Source organism: Amycolatopsis sp. PS_44_ISF1, from assembly GCF_032335455.1.
In the GTDB taxonomy this organism is placed as follows: Bacteria; Actinomycetota; Actinomycetes; order Mycobacteriales; family Pseudonocardiaceae; genus Amycolatopsis.
The window spans coordinates 3,329,419-3,348,987 of the sequence record NZ_JANUXO010000001.1 but is presented as its reverse complement, the minus strand read 5'-3'; the positions used below and the strand labels follow the sequence as shown (position 1 = coordinate 3,348,987).

Sequence of the window (19,569 nt, the reverse complement as noted above, 5' to 3'; positions counted from 1 at the left end):
CACTATGCCCGAGAAGGCACCTTGGAGGAGCGATGAAGCCGCGGCCGCACGTGACGCTGGAAGAGGTGGCGCGCAGCGCGAGCGTGTCCCTCGCCACGGCTTCGCGGGTGCTCAACGGCACGACCTCGGTGCGGACGGACCTGCGCGACCGGGTCGTCTCGGCCGCGGCGGAACTGTCCTACGCGCCCAACGCGCACGCCCGGGCCTTGGCCGGCGGGACACATCGGACGGTCGGGGTGGTCTGTCACGATGTGTCCGATCCGTACTTCGCGACCATCGCGGGCGGCGTGATGCGGGCCGCGGACAGCAGCGGGCTCATGGTCATGCTCGCGGGCACCTTCCGCGATCCCGGGCGCGAGGTCGCGTACGTCTCGATGCTGCGGGCCCAGCGTGCGTCGGCGATCCTGCTGATCGGCTCCGCGTTCGAAGACCGCGCGTGGGAACGCGCGATGGCCGCCGAACTGGAGCCGTCCCGGCGCGGCGGCGGCCGGGTCGCCGCCGTGAGCCGGCACCGCGGCCTGAAGGTGGACACCGTGCAGCCGGACAACCGCGGCGGTGCGGCCGAGCTCGCCCGGGCACTGCTGGGCTTGGGGCACAAGCGCTTCGCCGTGTTGTCCGGGCCGCGGCAGCTGAGCACGGTCGTCGACCGGCTGGACGGCTTCACCACCGAACTGGCCGATCACGGAGTCATCCTGCACGAGGACGACGTGCTCGAAGCGGCATTCACGCGCGAAGGCGGCTATGAAGCGGCGAAGCGCCTTCTCGCCCGTCCACGCCGAAAGCTGCCGACGTGTCTGTTCGCTGTCACCGACGTGATGGCGATCGGCGCGCTGACGGCGCTGCGTGAAGCCGGTGTCCGCGTGCCGGACCAGGTCTCGGTCGCGGGCTTCGACGACATCCCGGTGGTGCGTGATCTGACCCCGCCGCTGACCACCTTCGCCCTCCCGCTCGAACGACTGGGCGCTCGGGTGATGGACCTGGCCCTGGCCGATCCCGGCGCCCGCCCGCGCACGGTCCGGCTCCCGGGCGAGGTCGTCCTCCGGGAAAGCACGGCCCGGCCGCGCCGCTGACCTGGCCGCTCGGCCCTGTCTGCCGCGGTCTGTCTGTCTCGGCCTTGCCTGACTCGACCGGCCTGTCGCGATTTGCCCGGCCGCAATCGGCCTGTCTCGATCGCCCGGCCGCAATCGGCCTGGCTCGGCCTACCTGCCCGGGCCCGTCTGACTCGGTCTGCTTGACCTGGACCTGTTCACCTCGATCGGCCTGTCTCGACCCGCCTGGCTCTGCCTGCGGCCGGGCGGCAGGAGACCCGTCGCCTGCCGGACGACCGACGTCGGCCCGTCCCTTCGCCGGTTGTCGTTCGCGCAACGCCGACCCGTCGTGTGCGGCTGACCCCTCGCGCAGCGCTTGGCCACGACCGAGGGCCGGATGCCTGTCGCCCGATGTCGGCTCGTCGGCTGCGGCGGAGTTCCTGCAGGCCGTTTCCGCTGGACCCGGTCGGCCGCGTGCGAACGACGGGCATCGCGTCCGGCGGGGCTGTCCACAGTGGATGACCGTGGCGACGGGGCCGGTGGTGCGGGGGGTTGGTTACGCTGCCGGGTGTGGCTCAGTTGCTGGTGGTGGAGGACGACCCGACGATCGGCGGGGTCATCGAAGCCACCCTGCGGCAACAGGGGCACGTGGTGCGCTGGTGCCGGGACGGGCGTGGGGCGCTCGAGGTGACCGAAGCCGATCTGGTGCTGCTGGACCTCGGCCTGCCCGATCTAGACGGGCTCGAGGTCTGCCGGCGGTTGCGGGCCGCGCTGCCGGCCGCCGTGGTGGTGATCTTGACCGCGCGGCAGGAGGAAATGGACGTGATCATGGGCCTCGACGCCGGGGCCGACGACTACCTGACCAAGCCCATCCGGCTCCGCGAACTGCTGGCCCGGGTCCGCGCGCACCTGCGCCGGGTCGGGGCTCCGGCCGAGGTACGGCGGCCGGTGGTCGTCGGGGCGCTGGTGGTGGACACGGCCCGGCGGCGGGTCAGCCTCGGTGAGCGCGAGCTGGACCTGCGGGCCAGGGAGTACGACCTGCTCGCGCGGCTCGCCGAGCGGCCGGGCGTCGCGGTCAGCCGCGCCACGCTGATGGCCGATGTCTGGGACGCGCACTGGCACGGCTCCACGAAAACCCTCGACGTGCACATCGCGGCGCTGCGGCGCAAGCTCACGGCCGCGGCCCCCTCCCCGGCCGACGTGCCGCGGATCGTGACGCTGCGCGGCCACGGGTACCGGCTGGAAGAGGCCTGACCTGTGCCCTACCCCACCTCGGCCCGCGCGGTCCGGGCCGGGCCGCCGGACCGGCCGGCTCCGGGGCCGGTGACCGGCCCGCGCCCCGCCGGGACGACCGTGGCTCAGACCCCGACGCCCACCGGGCGAAATCCCGGGCACCGGCAGGCCGGAACACCATCCCACCGCTGCGCCCCCACCTCGACCCCCGCCCGAACCGACCACCCCGGTGACCGGCCCGCGCCCCGGAGGAACGACCGCGGCTCAGACCCCGGCGCCCACCGGACGAACTCCCGGACACCGGCAGACCGGCAGACCGGCAGACCGGCAGACCGGCAGACCGAAACACCATCCCAACGATGCACCCCCGCCCCAACCCCGCCCGAACCGACCACGCCGGTGACCGGCCCGCGCCCCGGAGGAACGACCGCGGCTCAGACCCCGACGCCCACCGGGCCAACTCCCGGGCACCGGCAGACCGGAACACCACCCCACCGCTGCACCCCCACCCCCACCCCGACCCCGCCCGAACCGACCACCCCGAGGAGCAGCCCGTGCATCGCCGGATCGTGACGCTCACCGTGCTGGCCGCGGTGGTGGCGACCAGCCTGTTCGGGTTGCCGCTGGCCGTGGCCGTGTTCTGGTACTACCGCTCGGACTCCACCTCCGAGCTGGAGCGGGCCGCCGACGCGGCGGCGGTGGTCGTGTCCGATGCGCTCGCGGCGGGGCGGACGCCGGAGATTCCCGCGGCCGGGGGCGACGAGCCGGGGGCGGTCGGGGTCTACGACGCGGCCGGGCGGTTGCTGGCCGGGCACGGTCCGGCGCGGGCGGACGAGGTGGTGCGCGGAGCCGCGGCCGTGGACGCGGACATGGTGACCGGTCCGGTGGGCGGCGAGCAGGTGCTGGCGGTGCCCGTGCTCAGCGGGCCGCGGGTGACCGGGGTGGTGCGCGCGTCCGTGCCGCGGGCCGAGCTCAGCCGGCGGATCGGGCTGACCTGGCTGGCCATGGCCGGGCTCGCGGTCGCCGCGGTGCTGGCGGCCTGGCTGGTTGCGCGCCGGATCGCGGCCCGGTTGACGCGGCCCCTGGACCGGCTGGCCGCGGCGGCGGCCCAGCTCGGCGAGGGCGACTTCACCGTCCGGGCGCCCCGGGCCGGGATCGCCGAGATCGACGAGGTGGGCGCGGCCCTCGACGTCACCGCGGCGCGGATCGGCGACACCCTCGACCGGGAACGCGCGTTCTCGGCCGAAGCCTCCCACCAGTTGCGGACGCCGTTGACCGGGCTGCGGCTACAGCTCGAAGCGGCCCTGGAAGCCCCGGCGTCGGATCCGTACGAGGCGATCCGCGCCGGGATCGGCTCGGCCGACCGGCTGGAACGCACCATCGAGGACCTGCTCGCGCTCTCCGGCGAACGCCGCGCGCCCCGGGCCCGGCTGGACCTCGACGCCGTGCTGGCCGAGCTCCGCGACACCACCTGGCTCAACGACCGTGACCTGCGGATCGAGGTCGTGGACCCACCGCCCGCGCGGGCTTCGGCGGCCGCCGTCCGGCAGGTGCTCGCCGTGCTGCTGGACAACGCCGTGGCGCACGGCCGGGGGACGATCACCGTCACCGCCCGGGACATCGGCGGGGCGCTGGCGGTCGACGTCGCCGATCAGGGCGCCGACCTCGGCGAAACCGATCCGTTCGGCCGGAACCCGGCGCCACCGGGCACGCACGGCATCGGCTTGCGCCTGGCCCGCAGCCTGGCCGAAGCGGAGGGTGGGCGGCTGCGGTTGTCCCGGCCCGATCCGCCGACCTTCACCCTGCTCCTGCCCGGGGTGGACGGAACGAATCGCCAGCACTGACCGCAAAAAGACAATGAAAACCCGAAAATTGCCAGCACAACACAACGATAACGAGTTTTCGGGTCGAATTCCGATCGATACCGTGGTTCGGACCCGATCTCGACGAGGAGCAGCCCGGTGAAGTCCGATACCCCCGTCCCGCCCGGTCCCGGGTTGCGCACGGCTCTGCTGCGCCGCAAGCCCGTGGCCGACCTGGTGGCGGAAGCCGGCCACGGAGGACTCCGGCGATCACTCGGCCTCGGCCAGCTGACCATGCTCAGCATCGGCGCCACCCTCGGCAGCGGCATCTTCGTGGTGCTCGGCGAGGCGGTGCCGGTGGCCGGGCCCGCGGTGGTGCTGTCCTTCGTGCTCGCCGGGGTCACCGCGCTGTTCTCGGCCCTGTCCTACGCCGAGCTCGCCGGCATGATCCCGCTTTCCGGCTCGTCCTACTCCTACGCGTACGCCACGCTCGGCGAGGTCGTCGCGTGGGTCTGCGGCTGGTGCCTGGTGCTGGAGTACGGCGTTTCGGTGGCTTCGGTCGCGGTCGGCTGGGGCCAGTACCTCAACGAGCTGCTGCACCTGGCCTTCGGCGTGGCCATCCCGGACGCGCTCAGCCAGCCGCCCGGGGCCGGTGGCCTGGTGAACGTGCCCGCGATCCTGGTCGTGGTGCTCGCCACGCTGCTGCTGCTCTCCGGCGCCAAGGAGAGCGCGCGGGCCAACGCGGTCATGGTGACGGTCAAGATCGCCACGCTGGTCCTGTTCTGCGCCATCGCCTTCACCGCCGTGCAGGCGAAGAACCTCACCCCGTTCCTGCCGCTCGGGCTGGCCGGACTGAGCGCGGGCGGGGCGAAGCTGTTCTTCTCCTACATCGGTTTCGACGCCGCTTCCACGGCCGGCGAGGAGGCGCGCAACCCGCAGCGCGACCTCCCGCGGGCGATCCTGCTCTCCCTCGCCATCGTCACGGTGCTGTACTGCCTGGTCGCCTTCGCGGCGGTCGGCGCGCTGCCGTGGCAGCAGTTCGGCGACCAGCAGGCGGCGCTCTCGCACGTGCTGAGCTCCGTGCTGGACGACAAGTTCTGGGCCGGGGTGCTCGCGGTCGGCGCGATCGTGGCGATCTCGAGCGTGGTGCTGACCGTGCTGTACGGGCAGACGCGCATCCTGTTCGCGATGTCGCGCGACGGGCTGGTGCCGAAGGCTCTGTCCACAGTGCACCCGAAGACCGGGGTGCCGCGGACCAACACGCTGGTGGTCTGCGGCTTCGTCGCGGTGCTCGCGGCGTTCATCCCGCTCGGCAAGCTGGCCGACGCCACCAGCATCGGCACGCTGTTCGCGTTCGGCCTGGTCAACATCGCCGTGCTGGTCCTGCGCAAGCGGCGGCCGGACGACGCCCGGTCGTTCCGCGTGCCGTTGTCCCCGGTGACGCCGATCCTGGGCGTGCTGTGCTGCGCGTACATGATGTTCAGCCTCGACGGCGCGACCTGGATCGTGTTCGGCGCCTGGATGGCGCTCGGGCTGGTGCTGTACTTCGGCTACGGCATCCGGCGCTCGCGGCTGGCGGTGCGGCCGTGATCATCACCGTCCACCAAGGACCGTACGAGGACCTGCCCGCCGCGATGGCCGAGGCGTCGGCGAAGGGCGCGGGCCTGGTCCTGACCGCGGAAATGATCACCAGCGGTTACGCGATCGGCGCCGCCGCGGTCGCCGAACGGGCCGAAGCCCCCGACGGGCCGGTGGCCCAAGACCTCGCCGAGCTGGCCCGCGAACACGGCGTCGCCCTGGCCTACGGCTACCCCGAACGCGACGGGGACACGGTCTACAACTCCGTGCAACTGCTTTCCGCGCAAGGGGAACAGCTCGCGAACTACCGCAAGACGCACCTGTTCGGCGAACTCGACCACAGCCAGTTCTCCCCCGGCCGGGAGCTGGTGGTCCAGGCCCGGCTCGACGGACTGCGGGTGGGACTGCTGATCTGCTACGACGTGGAGTTCCCCGAAGCCGTCCGCGCGCACGCCCTCTCCGGCACGCAACTGCTGCTCGTGCCGACAGCCTTGATGCGCCCGTACGAGCTGATCGCCGAGACGCTCGTCCCGGCGCGCGCGTACGAGAGCCAGCTGTACGTGGCGTACGCGAACCGGTGCGACACGGAGGGAGAGCTGGCGTACTGCGGGCTTTCCACCGTCGTCGCGCCCACCGGCGCGGTGCTGGCGAAGGCGGGTGACGGCCCGGCGCTGATCAGCGCCGAAGTCGACGTCGCCACGCTCGAAAGCTCGCGCGCCGAGAACACCCACCTGGCCGACCGCAGGCCGGGGCTGTACCGATCACTGACCGAAGGACCCCGTGCATGACCTCCGCCGTCCCGACCGCGATCCCCTCGGAAGAACCGCCCGGGCGGCCGATCACCATGTTCGGCCCGGACTTCCCGTTCGCCTACGACGACTACCTGGCCCACCCCGACGGCCTCGGCTCGGTGCCCGCCGGGCGGCACGGCACGGAGGTGGCCGTGATCGGCGGCGGGCTCTCCGGCGTGGTCACCGCGTACGAGCTGATGAAACTCGGCCTGCGCCCGGTGGTCTACGAAGTCGACCGGCTCGGCGGCCGGCTGCGCACGCACCACTTCCCCGGGCTGCCGGACGAGGTGGTGGCGGAGATGGGCGCGATGCGGTTCCCGCCCGCGTCCACCTCGCTGTTCCACTACATCGACAAGGTCGGGCTGGAGACCACGCCGTTCCCGAACCCGCTCGCGCCCACCACCCCCAGCACGGTCGTCGACCTCAAGGGGCAGAGCCACTACGCGCGCACCTCCGAGGAGCTGCCGCCGGTGTTCCGCGACGTGGCCAGGGCGTGGCAGCGGACCCTCGACGAGCACGCGTCGTTCGCCGAGATGCAGACCGCGATCCGCGACCGCGACGTCAAGACGGTCAAGCGGATCTGGAACGAGCTGGTGCCGCGGCTCGACCACCAGACGTTCTACGGATTCCTCTGTGATTCGCCGGCTTTCGCCTCGTTCCGGCATCGCGAGATCTTCGGCCAGGTCGGTTTCGGCACCGGCGGCTGGGACACCGACTTCCCGAACTCGATCCTGGAGATCCTGCGCGTGGTCTACACCGGGGCGGACGACGAGCACCGCTCCATCGTCGGCGGCAGCCGCCGGCTCCCGCTGCGGCTGTGGGAGCACATCCCGGAACGGCTCGCGCACTGGGCGCCGGGCACGAACCTGGCTTCGCTGCACGAAGGCGGCCGCCCGCGCCCCGGCGTCACCCGGCTGCACCGCACGGCGCCGAACAACATCACCGTGACCGACGCCTCCGGCCACATCCGCACGTTCGGCGCCGCGGTGTTCACCGCGCAGAGCTGGATGCTGCTGTCGAAGATCGAATGCGACGAGGCGCTGTTCCCGATCGACCACTGGACGGCGATCGAGCGCACGCACTACATGGAGTCCTCGAAGGTGTTCGTGCCGGTGGACCGGCCGTTCTGGCTGGACCCGGACCCGGTCACCGGCCGCGACACGATGAGCATGACGCTGACCGACCGGATGCCGCGCGGCACCTACCTGCTTGGCGACGATCCGGCCGCCCCCGCGGTGATCTGCCTGTCCTACACCTGGGCCGACGACTCGTCGAAGTGGCTGCCGCTGAGCGTGTCGGAGCGGGTGGAGGTGATGCTGCAGTCGCTGCGGGAGATCTATCCCGGCGTCGACGTGCGCCGGCACATCGTGGGCGACCCGGTGACCGTTTCCTGGGAGGCGGAACCGCATTTCATGGGCGCGTTCAAGGCGAACCTGCCCGGGCACTACCGCTACCAGCACCGGTTGTTCACGCATTTCCGCCAGGATGGCCTGGAGGAGCGTTTCCGCGGGCTGTTCCTCGCCGGCGACGACGTTTCCTGGACGGCGGGCTGGGCCGAGGGCGCGGTGCAGACCGCGCTGAACGCGGTGTGGGGCGTGCTGCGGCACTTCGGCGGCGAAACCCCGCCCGCCAACCCGGGGCCGGGGGACCGGTTCGACGACCTCGCGCCGATCGCGCTGGACGACTGACGGGCGGGCCCGTCAAGGTTTACCCGGCGGTACCAGCCGATGGTGTTCACCGGCCCCGATACCCGTCCGGATTGAGCTGCCCCACTGAACCGATCATGCGAAAATGACGCGCATGAGCATCGAGCCGGCGCCGAGATGGCGGAGAATGGAACCGGACGAGCGCAGGGAGCAGATCTACGCGTGCGCGGCGCGGCTGTTCGGTGAACGGCCGTACTCGGCTGTGTCCACTTCGGACATCGCCGCGGCGGCCGGGGTGGCCCGGGGTCTGATCAACCACTACTTCGGCACGAAACGGGAGCTGTACCTGGAAATCGTGCGCCGTGCGCTCACCGTGCCGCGGCTGGCGGCGGAGATCCTGCCCGAGGGACCGCTAGAGGTGCGGGCCGAGGCGGCCATCGACTGGTTCCTGGACATGGTGCAGGGCCAGGAGAAGACCTGGCTCGCGGCGATCGCGCCCGAGGGCATCGGCCGTGACCCCGAGGTGGACGCGCTGCTCGAACAGGCGGACCGGGTGTCGGCCGACCGGGTGCTCGAAGCGGTCGGCTTCTCGGGCGGGAGCGCGCACGGCGAGCAGCTGAACGCGGCCGTGCGCGCCTTCGCCGGCATGGTGAAGGCGGCCGGGCGGGAGTGGCTGGTGCGCGGGGCGCTGGACCGGGCGCAGGTGCACATCCTGCTGAGCAAGTCCCTGGTCACCCTCGTGGGGCAGGTCCTGCCGCTGATCCAGGACCCGCCGCGCCCGGCCGGGGAGTGAACAGAACCCCTGGCACCACGAGGGGGAGGAGGGTGCCAGGGGTCCCGGCCGGTGGCCTGAGCCCCCGGTGCCCGTCAGGTTACGCCGACCGAGCCGGGCTCCGTTGCCGGTTTGGCCAATCAGTTCCGAATTTTTTGCCGAATCCGTAGCCGGGAGTGCTCTCGGCTACTCTTCGCGCCGCGACTCGCCACCATCGTCCGGTGGTGCGGGATCGCCGGGGCCGGGCCCGGTCGGGCACTATCGGGGTATGCCACGCGTGCGGGCCAACGGCCTCGAACTCGAATACGACACCTTCGGCGACCCGGCGGACCCGCCTCTGGTCCTGGTCATGGGGCTCGGCGCCCAGATGATCACCTGGGAACCCGGCTTCTGCGAACTCCTCGCGGGCCACGGCTTCCACGTGGTCCGCTTCGACAACCGCGACATCGGGCTGTCCAGCTACCTCGACGAACTGGGCGCCACGGACGTCGCCGCGGTCCTGACCGGGCAGGCGTCCGCGCCGTACCTGCTGGCCGACCTGGCCGACGACACCGTCGGGCTGTTCGACGCGCTCGGGTTCGAGAAGGCCCACGTGGTCGGCGCTTCGATGGGCGGGATGATCGTGCAGCAGCTCGCGATCGACCACCCCGAGCGGTTGCTGAGCGTCACCTCGATCATGTCGACCACCGGCGACCCCTCGGTCGGGCAGGCTTCGCCGGCCGCGTTCGCGGCGCTCAGCCGCACGCCCGCCGCGACGCGCGAGGAGTCGATCGAGCAGAGCGTCGCGGCGTACCGCACGACCGGCTCACCCGGCTACCCGGCGACCGAGGAGTACCTGCGGCAGAAGGCCGCCGACGGTTACGACCGCGCGCTGCACCCGGAAGGAACCCTCCGGCAGATGGCGGCGATCATCGCCTCCGGCGACCGGACGGAGCGGCTGCGCGAGGTGCGGCTGCCGTTCACCGTCGTGCACGGCGAGGACGACCCGCTGGTGAACGTGAGCGGCGGCAAGGCCACCGCGGCCGCGGTACCCGGCGCCGAGCTGGTGCTGCTGCCCGGGATGGGGCACGACCTGCCGGCGCCGCTGTGGCCGGAGATCACCGACGCGATCGTGCGGACCACCGCCCGGGCCTGAAGTCAAGGCGGCGTCAAGAAGAAGACGGCGGGCGTAGGGAAAACGTCCCCGGCCCGGCCGGTCCCGGACGGGCGCGCTGGACTGGCCCCATGCGCACCAGCACGGACGGACGCCTCCCGGGCGGTCTCGGCTTCCCGCTCGGCGGCGTGGCCGTCGTCGCCGCCACCATCGTCGCGGACCTCGCGGGAGCCACCCGGCATCCGGGGTACGCGCTGGCCGCGCTGGCCCTCGTGGTGCTCGCCGCCGCCTCGATGTCGACCCCGGCGGCGGTGGCGGGCACCGCGCTGGTCGCGTGGGCCGTGGACACCGGTTTCGTGCTCGGCCGCGCCGGCGGGCTGGTGTTCGACGCCGCGAGCGGGCAGGTCGCGCTGGTGCTCGGGGCCGTCGCCGCCGCCGGCGTGGTGGCCGCGGCGATCGTCCGGGCGGCTCGCCGCCGGGTGGCCGGGCCGCGGCTTGCCCTGCGGCCCATCCCCGCACCGCGATCCGGCCGGTCGCAGCCCGTGGCCGATCGGATCGCCTCGGCGTGACGAGGGTCGAAATCGACTCGCCAACCCGTGGTGGGAGTGCCAGGCTGAGGCAGTCACACGTCGTCACTGCCGGAGGTAAGCATGAGTGAACCGAACCCGTCGCCCAGCGGCGAGGAGGACGACGTCAAGCGCAAGTTCCGCGAAGCGCTCGAGCGCAAGCAGTCCGGGGCCCGCAGCGGCGCCGCGCACGAGAGCGCGGGCGGCAAGAACCAGCACGCCCACGGCCCCGCCGCGAACAAGCGCACCTTCCGCCGCAAGAGCGGCTGACCCCCGCCGCACCGCCAACCGGAGGCCCCTTCGTGCGCGAGGGGGCCTCCGGTGTGTTCGCGGTGCTCACTGGGACGAACGAGCCCAGGTGGTCGAGCACCACGAACCGGCTGCCCGGACTGGCCGCCGCCACCGCCGTCCGCAGCGTGGCCAAACCGCCCGCGTCCTTCGGCGGATCGGTCAGCGGAAGATCGAAGTCGTCCCAGTGCGTGGCCGCCACCCAGCGCGGGTAGCCGGTGGCGCGCAGCAGGCGTTCGGCGTAGCCGGCGACGGCGGCGCCGCCGGTGGGCATCAGGAGCACGTCCGGGGTCAGGCCGGACAGCTCGGACTCGACGTAGTTCGAGCCGCCGAGGTCCAGCACGCTCGCGCCACCGCCGGTGACCAGGTAGGCGAGGGTGCCGCCTTCGGTCAGGTCCTCGATCGTCCGCGGGCGGTCGCGGCGGGAAAGGGGACGCGAGCCCGGGAACGGCGCCTGAGCGCGGGCGCCGGTGGCCGAGTGCAGGGAGCGCAGGATCCGCACCGTGTAACCGTCGAAGGCGAAGTGCTCTCCCCCGCTGGCCACGGCGAGCTGGTCTTCCGGCGCGCCCAGCGCGGCCATCAGACTCAGGTGGGTCTCGGTGCCGAAGACCGTGGCGCCGGTGCGTTCGGCCAGGTAGGGCACGTCGGTGAGGTGGTCGTAGTGCCCGTGGGTGACCAGGATGTGGTCGGCGCGCAGCTCACCGCGGTCGGCGTAGTGGTCGATCAGCGCGCGGTCCACCGAGAGCGGGGTCTTCGGGTCCGCGCCCTGCGGGGTGTAGGTGCCGGTCCTGAAGCGCGTGAGCCACGGGTCGATCAGCACGGTCTTTTCGCTCCGCCCGTCGCCGCTCGGGACGCGGATCTCCCAGCCGTTGTTTCCCCACCAGCGCAAGGTCATCCGCGAGGTACCCGGCTTGGGCGTGCCCGCGGACGCGGCCCCCGCCGGGACGGTCAGCAGGGCGGCCGCCGCCGCACCCGCGCCGAGGAGGCCGCGCCGGGTCAGTCGTTCGTTCATGCCCGCACCGAAGCACGGACGGGCGGGCGGTGTCCAAGATCGGACCCTCGCGCTCCCGATACCCGGAAAGCTATCGTCGCAGCGTGGACCACCTCCGTTCGTTGCGGTACTTCCTGGTCGTCGCCGATGAACGGCACTTCGGCCGCGCGGCCGAACGGCTCGGTATCGCCCAGCCGCCGCTCTCCCAGCGCATCAAACGGCTCGAAGCGGAGCTGGGCGCGCGGCTGTTCGACCGCGGTCCCCGGCCCACCACGCTGACCGAGGCCGGTGAGGTCCTGCGCGCCGAGGCCCGCGACGTGCTCGCCCGCTGGGACCGGATGACCACGCTCGTGGCCAAGGCCGGGCGCGGCGAGCTCGACGCGCTGCGGGTCGGGATCCCGCCGGAGGTGCCGGGCCGCCTGCTCGCGGCCGTCGTCACCGCGTTCGCCGCGGCGCACCCCGACGTTCGCCTGGACCTGCAGGAGCTGACCACCGCCGAGCAATCCCGGCTGCTCACCGGCCACGAGCTGGACGCGGGCCTGCTCCAGCACCCGGTGGACGTCGTCGGGCTGCGGCTGGGCCCGGTCGTCGACACCCCGCTCGGCGTGGTGCTGCCCCGCGATTCGCCGCTGGCCCGCCGCGCCGAGCTGAGCCTGGCCGAGCTGGCCGGCGAAGGACTGGTGCTGTCCCCGCGCGCGGCCGCGCCCGGCTGGTACGACGCGGTGCTGCGGACCTGCTGGGAGCACGGGTTCCGGCCCGCGGCCGTGCACCACGCGCGCAATCCGGAGTTCGTGCTGGGGCTGGTGCTGGCCGGACAGGGGGTCGCGTTCGAGCCGGGAACGCTGGCGCGCAAGGAGCCGCGGGTCGTCTGGCGTCCGCTGGCCGAAGGCGTGCTGCACGCGCGGATGTCCTTCGCCTGGCCCGTCACCAGCCCGCATCCACAGGCCGCGCGGCTCGCGGAGGTGGCCGCGCGGGTGCTGCAGGACGACGGCGTGTCGCGGGTCCTGCCCGCCCCGGCCGAGGCCGCGCGCCCGTGGGACGTGTTCTACCAGCGCGGCCCGGGGTTCTAGGACCGGTATCGAAGTTTCCGGTAGAGCGAGGTGGAGTCGACCGGGCTGGACGTGTCGGCGTCCGGCAGGGGTGAGGTCTCCGGTAGTCGGTTCGTCGACGGCAGTCCGCAGTTCGTTCCGGTTCTGGCCGGGATCCGGGTGCCCCAGGCGGGCGTCGGGCGGCCGCGGACGCGTCCGGATCGTGCTATACCGGCCCTCGCCGGGTTGTCCCGGGAGGAGCGGCCGAGCTGGTGCCTCACGCGCGCAATTGCTCCACGGCCGCCCGCGCGGCTTCCCCGATCGCGCGGTCGATCGCCGGTTCGCGCAGGTTTTCCGAGCCGCCGCGGGTGAAGACCGCGATCGCGTAGTCCGTGCCGTCCGGATAGGACGCGACGCCGATTTCGTTGCGCAGCCCCGGCATCGTGCCGGTCTTGCCCGCGACGGCGACCTCGGCCGGAAATCCCGCGGTGAGCCGGTACCAGTTCACCTGGCGGCCCATCAGATCGCGGACCCGTGCGCAGGCCGCCGGCGGACCGGCCTCGTCCCGCCAGATCAGCGAAAGCAGCTCGGTCATCTCGCGCGGGGTGCTCGCCGAGGTGTGCGCGGGGTCGAGCGCGCGCAGCGGCCGCCCGGCCGCACCGTCGTCGAGGATGGTGCCCAGGACCTCGCGCGGGGCACCGAAGATCCGGGTCCGCACCAGGCCCAGCTCGGTGGCCAGCGAGCGGACGTTCTCCACCCCGACGCGGTCGAAGAGCAGGTCGGCCGCGGTGTTGTCGGAGACCGAGAGGGCCAGCCGGGCCGCGTCACGCAGGCTGTACTCGACGTCGTCGGCGAAGCCGGCCGAGCCCGCACCGCCCAGCCGGTCCGCCGCCCGCGCCCGGACGCGATCACGCGGGTCGAGCTGCCCGGCGGCGGCCTGCCGCGCGAATTCCAGCACCAGCAGCACTTTCACGACCGACGACAGCACCACCGGCTCGTCGATCCCGGAGCCCGCGTCCGTACCGTGGCCGTCGACGCGGCGGACGTGCAGGAAGCCCCGCACGCCCGCCGCGGTCAGGATCTGTTCGGGAGTCACACGGTCAGGATGGACCGCAGCCGGCCGACGTCGGCCATCCGGCGCTCGGCGAGCCGGTCCGCGGCCGCCGCGGGCGGAACTCCATCGGCCTTCGCCAGCGCGTACACCGCCTTCGTGGTGTCGAAGATGGCCGTGGTCTTGCGCTGTGCGCGGGCGAAGTCGAAGCCGTGCCGTTCGTCGTCCACCTGGATCACGCCCCCGGCGTTGACCAGGTAGTCCGGCGCGAACAGGATGCCGCGGTCGTCCAGCAGCTTGTCCACGCCCGGGTGGGCCTGCTGGTTGTTCGCCGCGCCGCAGACGATCCTGGCCCGCAGCGCCGCGACGGTCTCGTCGGTCAGCACCCCGCCCAGCGCGCACGGCGCGAACACGTCCAGCTCGGTCCGGATCAGGGTGTCCACATCGGACACGACCTCGATCCCGGGGTACGCCGCGCGCGTGCGCTCCAGCGCCGGGGCCGAAACGTCGGTGATCACCACCTGCGCCCCCGCCTCCACCAGGTGGCCGACCAGGATGTGCCCGACCTTGCCCACCCCGGCCACGCCGACCCGGCGCCCGGCCAGCTCCGGCCTGCCCCAGGTGTGGTCGGCCGAAGCCCGCATGCCCTGGTAGACGCCGTACGCGGTGAGCACGGACGAGTCGCCCGCGCCGCCGTCCTCCGGCGAACGGCCGGTGACGAACTTCGTCTCGCGGGCCACGTGGTCCATGTCCTGCACGTAGGTGCCCACGTCGCAGGCCGTGATGTAGCGGCCACCGAGCGATTGCACGAAGCGGCCGTACGCGCGCAGCAGTGCTTCGGACTTGATCGTGGCCGGATCACCGAGGATCACCGCCTTGCCGCCGCCGAGGTCGAGGCCGGCCAGCGCGTTCTTGTACGCCATGCCCTTGGACAGCGCGAGCACGTCGTCGAGCGCCGCGTCCTCGGAGGGGTAGGGGTGGAACCGGGTGCCGCCGAGCGCGGGGCCCAGCGCGGTGGAGTAGATGCCGATGATGGCCTTCAGGCCACTGGCCTCGTCGTGGCAGTACACGACCTGTTCATGGCCGCTGTGCCGGCCGAAAACGCCTTCGGTCACGGTGGTGACTCCTTTGTCGACCCGCGCGCGGTTCGTGGCCGCGCGCTGTGTGGGATGGCTTGCCCGCCGTGCCCGGGCGAAGGTCGTCCGCCCGGGCACCGCGCACACCGCCAACGTAGATCCCCGCGCGCGGGGAGACCACCGGAGGTCGTCGGTGGTTACCGCGAAACGACCTTGCCGAGGGTGCCCATGGCCGTCTCCAGCTGGGTGTCCGAAAGGTACGGCGCCGGGCCGAACCGCAGGTGGTGGCCCCGGCTGTCGGTGCGGACGCCCTCATCGGCCAGCGCCGCCCGCAGCCGTCCGGCCTCCGGGCTGCGCAGCGAGAGGAACCCGCCGACCCGGTCCAGTGGCGTCTCGCGGTCGCGGCTGACCACCTCGTCGGGCAGGCCGAGCTCGTCGAAGCACTGGGCGAGCAGCCCGACCTGGTGCCGGGAGACCTCGCGCAGGAACTCCGGGGTCAGCCCCTGCTCGGCGAAGAACCGCTGCACCCGCACGCCGCGGTAGTGGCTGGACGGGTCGTAGGTGGCGCCCGCGAACCGGGTCCCCCCGGTGGCGTAAACGACCTCGCCGGGACGGCGGGCCTCGGCCAGCTCGCCGAACTCCGCGTACCAGCCGGTCACCACCGGGCGCAGCTCCTGCGCGTGCGCGGGCAGCCGCAGGAAGCAGTTGCCCTCGCCGAGCTGGAGGTACTTGTAGCCGCCGCCGAGCACCCAGGCGTTGGTCAGGCCCAGGTCGTGCAGCGAGAACGGGACCACGCCGAGCGCGTGGTAGGCGTCCACGACCAGCTCCACCGAGCCGCCGAGGCAGGCGTCGGCCAGGTGCGCGAGCCCGGGGACCAGCCGGCCGGTCTCGAACAACACGGCCGAGACGAACACCGCGGCGGTGCGGTCGTCGACCTCCGCCGCGACCCGCTCGGCCAGCGTCGGAACCGGTTCGACGGGGACGCGCACGACCTCCACGCCCTCCTCTTCGAGCCGCGCGAGCTGGCGTCGCAGGGTGTGGAACTCGCCACCGGTGGTCACCAGGCGCGGGCGTTTCGGCAGCTCGACCGCCGACAGGAACCGGAGGACGAGCTCGTGGGTGCTCGCGCCGAGCGCGTACTCGCCGTGCGGGTCGGCGAGCAGCGCGCGGAACCCGGCCCGCAGCTCGTCGGCCTTGGCGAACGCGCGGTCCCACTTCTCGTCGACGTCGCGGGCCGCGTCGGCGAACGCCTCCAGCAGCCCTTCCTCGGCCACGTCGGGCCAGGCCTGGTGCGAATGCGCGGACAGCAGCAGCCGGTCGGCCACGGCGAAGCGCGAATAGTGCGGCGCGAGCGCGTTGGGGGTGGTGCGCAAGGCTTCTAGCGAGGTCACAACTGGCTCCGTACTGCCCAAAGGTCGGGGAACATCGGCTGGAAGAGGGTGGTGCGCAGATAGGTCGCGCCGGACGACCCGCCCGTCCCGGTCTTGTCGCCGATGGTCCGTTCGACCATCTTCACGTGCCGGTACCGCCACTCCTGCATCCCTTCGTCGAGGTCGACAAGGCACTCCGCGACCACCGAGGGGCCACCGTCGTCCTGGTAGACCTTCAGCAGTACCGCCTGGAGTTCGGAAGAGGGTTCCACCGGGCGAGTGACGTCTCGATCACAGCTGACGGCATAACCACGGACCGACAAATACTTGAGGAACGAATCGAAGACGGACGGCCGCGCCATGGCGGCGGCGATCCGCTCGCGCTGTTCGCCGCCTTCGGGGTAGTGCGCGAAGACCCGCTCGTCGCGCCGGCCGAGCACCGCCTCCAGCTCACGGAACTGCGCGGACTGGAAGCCGCTGGACGCGTCGAGCCGGGCGCGGAAGCTGGTGAACTGGCTGGGGGTCATGGTCTCCAGCACGTCGATCTGCGCGACCACCACCTTCAGCACGGTCAGGATGCGGCGCAGGGTGCGGATCGAGTGCGCGGTCCGGCCGGCCGCCAGGCTCTCCTGCAGGAACTCGGCCTCGTGCAGGAGCTGCTTGAACCACAGCTCGTACACCTGGTGGATCACGATGAACAGCAGTTCGTCGTGCTCGTCCGAGCGCGGGCGCTGCGCTTCGAGCAGCTCGCCGAGCGCCAGGTAGGAGGTGTAGCTCAGCGCGGCCTGGGTGTCGGTGGTTCCGGTCATGGGGTTCCTCACCTCGGGGTCAGGGCTTGGTCGAAGTGGCGCTGGGCCGCGGGGGCCAGCGCCGCGTACAGGTCGTGGAACAGCTCGATGGCGGCCGCGCGCCGTCCGGGGGCGGGGATCAGCTCGCCCGGCAGCTCGGGGTCCAGCGAGGGGAACACGCGGAAGGTGTGCACCAGCCGGGTCCGCGCGGAAAACGCTTCGGCGTCGCCGAGACCCCGGACGGCGAGGGCGCCGAAATCGGTGACGAAAGCGTCGTAGCGCGCGGAAAGCTCATCCAGGTCCCAGGCGCGCCCGGCGAACCGGCGCAGGTCGAGGGCCGCGGACGGGGAGCCGAGCATCAGCCCGGCGTGCTCGGTCACGTCCAGCTCGGCCAGCAGCGCGAGCACTTCGGCCTCGCGGTCGTGGGGCGCGATCCAGGTGCCGTCCTGCACCGGGCCGAAGCCGAGGAACCGCAGCCGCCGCACGAGCCGCTCCCGGGCCGGCCGCCGGCTCTCCGGCACGGCCGGCCACAGCACGGTCCAGGTGCCGGCCGGGCGGTCGCCGCGGCCGAGGCCGAAGATCCGCCGGTCGCCGTCGGCGAGCAGCGCGACGGTGCGCGGGGTGAGCGAGTAGTGCACGAGGCGCCCGTCCCGGTGGCGGGCCAGCAGGCCCCGGTGCACCAGCCGGGTCAGCGCGATCCGGGCGGCGCCGTCGGAGAAGCCCAGCTCGGTGAGCAGGGTGACGAGCCCGCCGGACCAGACGCGCCGGCTCTCGCGCGGCGAAACGTAGCTGCCGAGCAGGGTGATCACCAGCTCCTGCGGGCCGGCGGCGTTCGGTTCGGGCACGCCACGACTCTATACACCCCATCCCGCTGCGGTGTAGCTTTCCCGATGTGACCTCCTACGCGAACCCGGGCCGGTTGGTGGTCGTCACCGGCGGCACGCGGGGCATCGGCGCCGCCGTCGCCGCGCACTTCGCCGAAGCCGGCGACACGGTGCTCGCCCCGGGCCGCGCCGAATGCGACGTGACCGACGAAGCGGCCGTGCGCGCCTACTTCGCCCGGGTGGGCCCGGTCGACGTGCTGGTGAACAACGCGGGCATCGCGTCGAGCGCGCCCATCGCGAAGACCACTGTGGACGATTGGTGGAGCCAGCTCTCGGTCAACGCCACCGGCGCCTTCCTGTGCACCCGCGAGGTGCTGCCGGGCATGCGCGAGCGCGACCGTGGCCGGATCGTCACGGTGGCGTCGACCGCGGGCCACGCGGGCGTCCGCTACACCTGCGGGTACACCGCGTCCAAGCACGCGGCGGTCGGGCTGATGCGCGCGGTGTCGGCGGAGGTCGCGGGCACCGGCGTGACCGCGAACGCGGTGTGCCCGGCGTTCGTGCGCACCGGTATGACGGCGGATTCGGTGGCGCGCATCCGCGAGCGCACCGGGCGGGACGAGGCGGCGGCCGAGGCCGCGCTCGCCGCCGCTTCGCCGCTCGGGCGCCTGCTCGAACCGCGGGAGGTCGCGTTCGCGGTGGCCTTCCTGGCCGCGGACCAGGCCGCCGCGATCAACGGACAGACCCTCGTACTCGACGGTGGAGGAATCCAGAGATGAGCCCGTTCCGCGCCACGCCCCCGCTCACGGACTCGTGGGAGCACTTCGGTTTCGCGGTGGAGGACGGCGTGGCGACGCTGACCTTCGACCGGCCGGACAAGCTGAACGCGCTCACCTTCGACGTCTACGCGGACCTGCGCGACCTCGTGCTGGAGCTGCCGCACCGCGGTGACGTGCGGGTGCTGGTGATCACCGGGCGCGGACGCGGCTTCTGCTCGGGCGGCGACGTCGAGGAGATCATCGGCGAGCTGCAGAAGATGAAGACGGCCGAACTGCTGGAGTTCACCCGCATGACCGGGGCCGTGGTCAAGGCGCTGCGCGAGACGCCGATCCCGGTGATCGCCGCCGTCAACGGCATCGCCGCGGGCGCGGGCTCGGTGATCGCGCTGGCCAGCGATTTCCGGCTGCTGGCCCGCTCGGCGAAGTTCGCCTTCCTGTTCACCAAGGTCGGCCTGGCCGGTGCGGACATGGGCGCGGCCTACCTGCTGCCGCGTCTGATCGGCCTCGGCCGCGCCACGGAACTGCTGATGCTGGGCGACCGGATCGAGGCCGCCCGCGCCGAGACGATCGGCCTGGTCACCCAAGTCGTCGAGGACGAGGAGCTGCCGGCGGAGGCCCAGGCGCTGGCGCGCCGGCTGGCCGATGGACCGGCGCTGGCCCACTCCACCACCAAGGTCCTGCTGACCCGCGAACTCGACACCGACCTGGGCGGGGCGATCGAGCTGGAGGCGATCACCCAGGCGCTGCTGATGACGGCCGAGGACCACCAGGAGTTCTACGCCGCGTGGACGGCCGGTCGCAGTCCACAGTGGACGGGTCGTTAGCGCCGGCCCGGCCGAGCGCAGACGAGCAGCGGGCGGGATCG

The 19,569-nt window shown here is 72.8% G+C and carries 18 protein-coding genes and 1 pseudogene; 13 read left to right on the top strand and 6 right to left on the bottom strand.

All coding sequences use genetic code 11. The features are described 5' to 3' along the window. The first annotated feature begins 32 nt into the window (after positions 1 to 32). From NYF13_RS14950 to NYF13_RS14905, 10 genes are all read left to right on the top strand, one after another. Positions 33 to 1,070 (top strand): LacI family DNA-binding transcriptional regulator, encoded by a 1,038-nt coding sequence (locus NYF13_RS14950; protein WP_315657062.1) that lies wholly within the window; start codon positions 33 to 35, stop codon positions 1,068 to 1,070. Between the two features lie 528 nt (positions 1,071 to 1,598). Continuing rightward, positions 1,599 to 2,282 (top strand): response regulator transcription factor, encoded by a 684-nt coding sequence (locus NYF13_RS14945; protein WP_315657060.1) that lies wholly within the window; start codon positions 1,599 to 1,601, stop codon positions 2,280 to 2,282. A gap of 533 nt (positions 2,283 to 2,815) precedes the next feature. Beyond that, positions 2,816 to 4,105, top strand: a complete 1,290-nt coding sequence (locus tag NYF13_RS14940; protein WP_315657058.1) for a HAMP domain-containing sensor histidine kinase — start codon at positions 2,816 to 2,818, stop codon at positions 4,103 to 4,105. A gap of 117 nt (positions 4,106 to 4,222) precedes the next feature. Beyond that, on the top strand, positions 4,223 to 5,653 hold the full coding sequence (locus NYF13_RS14935; protein ID WP_315657057.1) for an amino acid permease: 1,431 nt from the start codon (positions 4,223 to 4,225) through the stop codon (positions 5,651 to 5,653). Then, positions 5,650 to 6,429, top strand: a complete 780-nt coding sequence (locus NYF13_RS14930) for a carbon-nitrogen hydrolase family protein (RefSeq protein ID WP_315657055.1) — start codon at positions 5,650 to 5,652, stop codon at positions 6,427 to 6,429. Before NYF13_RS14935 ends, NYF13_RS14930 begins: the two co-directional genes overlap by 4 nt. Beyond that, positions 6,426 to 8,120, top strand: coding sequence for an NAD(P)/FAD-dependent oxidoreductase (locus NYF13_RS14925; RefSeq protein WP_315657053.1), 1,695 nt, complete (start codon positions 6,426 to 6,428; stop codon positions 8,118 to 8,120). Before NYF13_RS14930 ends, NYF13_RS14925 begins: the two co-directional genes overlap by 4 nt. A 112-nt stretch (positions 8,121 to 8,232) precedes the next feature. Next, a complete protein-coding gene (locus NYF13_RS14920; protein WP_315657052.1) occupies positions 8,233 to 8,871 on the top strand; it encodes a TetR/AcrR family transcriptional regulator in 639 nt (212 codons plus the stop codon). 247 nt (positions 8,872 to 9,118) lie between these two features. Next, complete coding sequence (locus NYF13_RS14915) at positions 9,119 to 9,985, top strand: alpha/beta hydrolase (protein ID WP_315657050.1); 867 nt, start codon at positions 9,119 to 9,121, stop codon at positions 9,983 to 9,985. A gap of 89 nt (positions 9,986 to 10,074) precedes the next feature. Beyond that, the gene (locus NYF13_RS14910; RefSeq protein WP_315657049.1) at positions 10,075 to 10,512 is read left to right on the top strand and encodes a hypothetical protein; all 438 of its coding nucleotides are present in this window, start codon (positions 10,075 to 10,077) and stop codon (positions 10,510 to 10,512) included. 81 nt (positions 10,513 to 10,593) lie between these two features. Beyond that, positions 10,594 to 10,779 carry a DUF5302 domain-containing protein gene (locus tag NYF13_RS14905; RefSeq protein ID WP_315657048.1) on the top strand — a complete coding sequence of 62 codons (186 nt, stop codon included), beginning with the start codon at positions 10,594 to 10,596 and terminating at the stop codon, positions 10,777 to 10,779. A 265-nt stretch (positions 10,780 to 11,044) separates the two neighbouring features. Here NYF13_RS14905 and NYF13_RS14900 read toward each other — a convergent pair. Then, positions 11,045 to 11,692 (bottom strand): annotated as a pseudogene (locus tag NYF13_RS14900) (MBL fold metallo-hydrolase); the annotation flags it as partial. Between the two features lie 200 nt (positions 11,693 to 11,892). Here NYF13_RS14900 and NYF13_RS14895 point away from each other — a divergent pair. Continuing rightward, entirely contained in the window at positions 11,893 to 12,858 is a 966-nt protein-coding gene (locus tag NYF13_RS14895) for a LysR substrate-binding domain-containing protein (RefSeq protein ID WP_315657046.1), read from the top strand. Between the two features lie 235 nt (positions 12,859 to 13,093). Here NYF13_RS14895 and NYF13_RS14890 read toward each other — a convergent pair whose 3' ends face one another. From NYF13_RS14890 to NYF13_RS14870, 5 genes are all read right to left on the bottom strand, one after another. After that, a complete protein-coding gene (locus NYF13_RS14890) occupies positions 13,094 to 13,912 on the bottom strand; it encodes a serine hydrolase (protein ID WP_315657045.1) in 819 nt (272 codons plus the stop codon). After that, positions 13,909 to 14,982, bottom strand: a complete 1,074-nt coding sequence (locus tag NYF13_RS14885) for a Glu/Leu/Phe/Val dehydrogenase dimerization domain-containing protein (protein WP_315657044.1) — start codon at positions 14,980 to 14,982, stop codon at positions 13,909 to 13,911. The genes NYF13_RS14890 and NYF13_RS14885 overlap by 4 nt, the downstream gene beginning before the upstream one ends. A 158-nt stretch (positions 14,983 to 15,140) precedes the next feature. Further along, positions 15,141 to 16,334 (bottom strand): kynureninase, encoded by a 1,194-nt coding sequence (locus NYF13_RS14880; RefSeq protein ID WP_315657043.1) that lies wholly within the window; start codon positions 16,332 to 16,334, stop codon positions 15,141 to 15,143. Continuing rightward, a complete protein-coding gene (locus NYF13_RS14875; protein WP_315657042.1) occupies positions 16,331 to 17,122 on the bottom strand; it encodes a tryptophan 2,3-dioxygenase family protein in 792 nt (263 codons plus the stop codon). Before NYF13_RS14875 ends, NYF13_RS14880 begins: the two co-directional genes overlap by 4 nt. A gap of 8 nt (positions 17,123 to 17,130) precedes the next feature. Further along, a complete protein-coding gene (locus tag NYF13_RS14870) occupies positions 17,131 to 17,946 on the bottom strand; it encodes a PaaX family transcriptional regulator C-terminal domain-containing protein (RefSeq protein WP_315657041.1) in 816 nt (271 codons plus the stop codon). Positions 17,947 to 17,993: 47 nt separating this feature from the next. On the opposite strand from NYF13_RS14870, the gene NYF13_RS14865 reads away from it, so the two are divergent. Then, positions 17,994 to 18,704: an SDR family oxidoreductase gene (locus NYF13_RS14865; protein WP_315657039.1), complete on the top strand. Its 711-nt coding sequence runs from the start codon at positions 17,994 to 17,996 to the stop codon at positions 18,702 to 18,704. After that, positions 18,701 to 19,528: an enoyl-CoA hydratase family protein gene (locus tag NYF13_RS14860; protein WP_315657038.1), complete on the top strand. Its 828-nt coding sequence runs from the start codon at positions 18,701 to 18,703 to the stop codon at positions 19,526 to 19,528. Before NYF13_RS14865 ends, NYF13_RS14860 begins: the two co-directional genes overlap by 4 nt. The last annotated feature ends 41 nt before the right edge of the window (positions 19,529 to 19,569 follow it).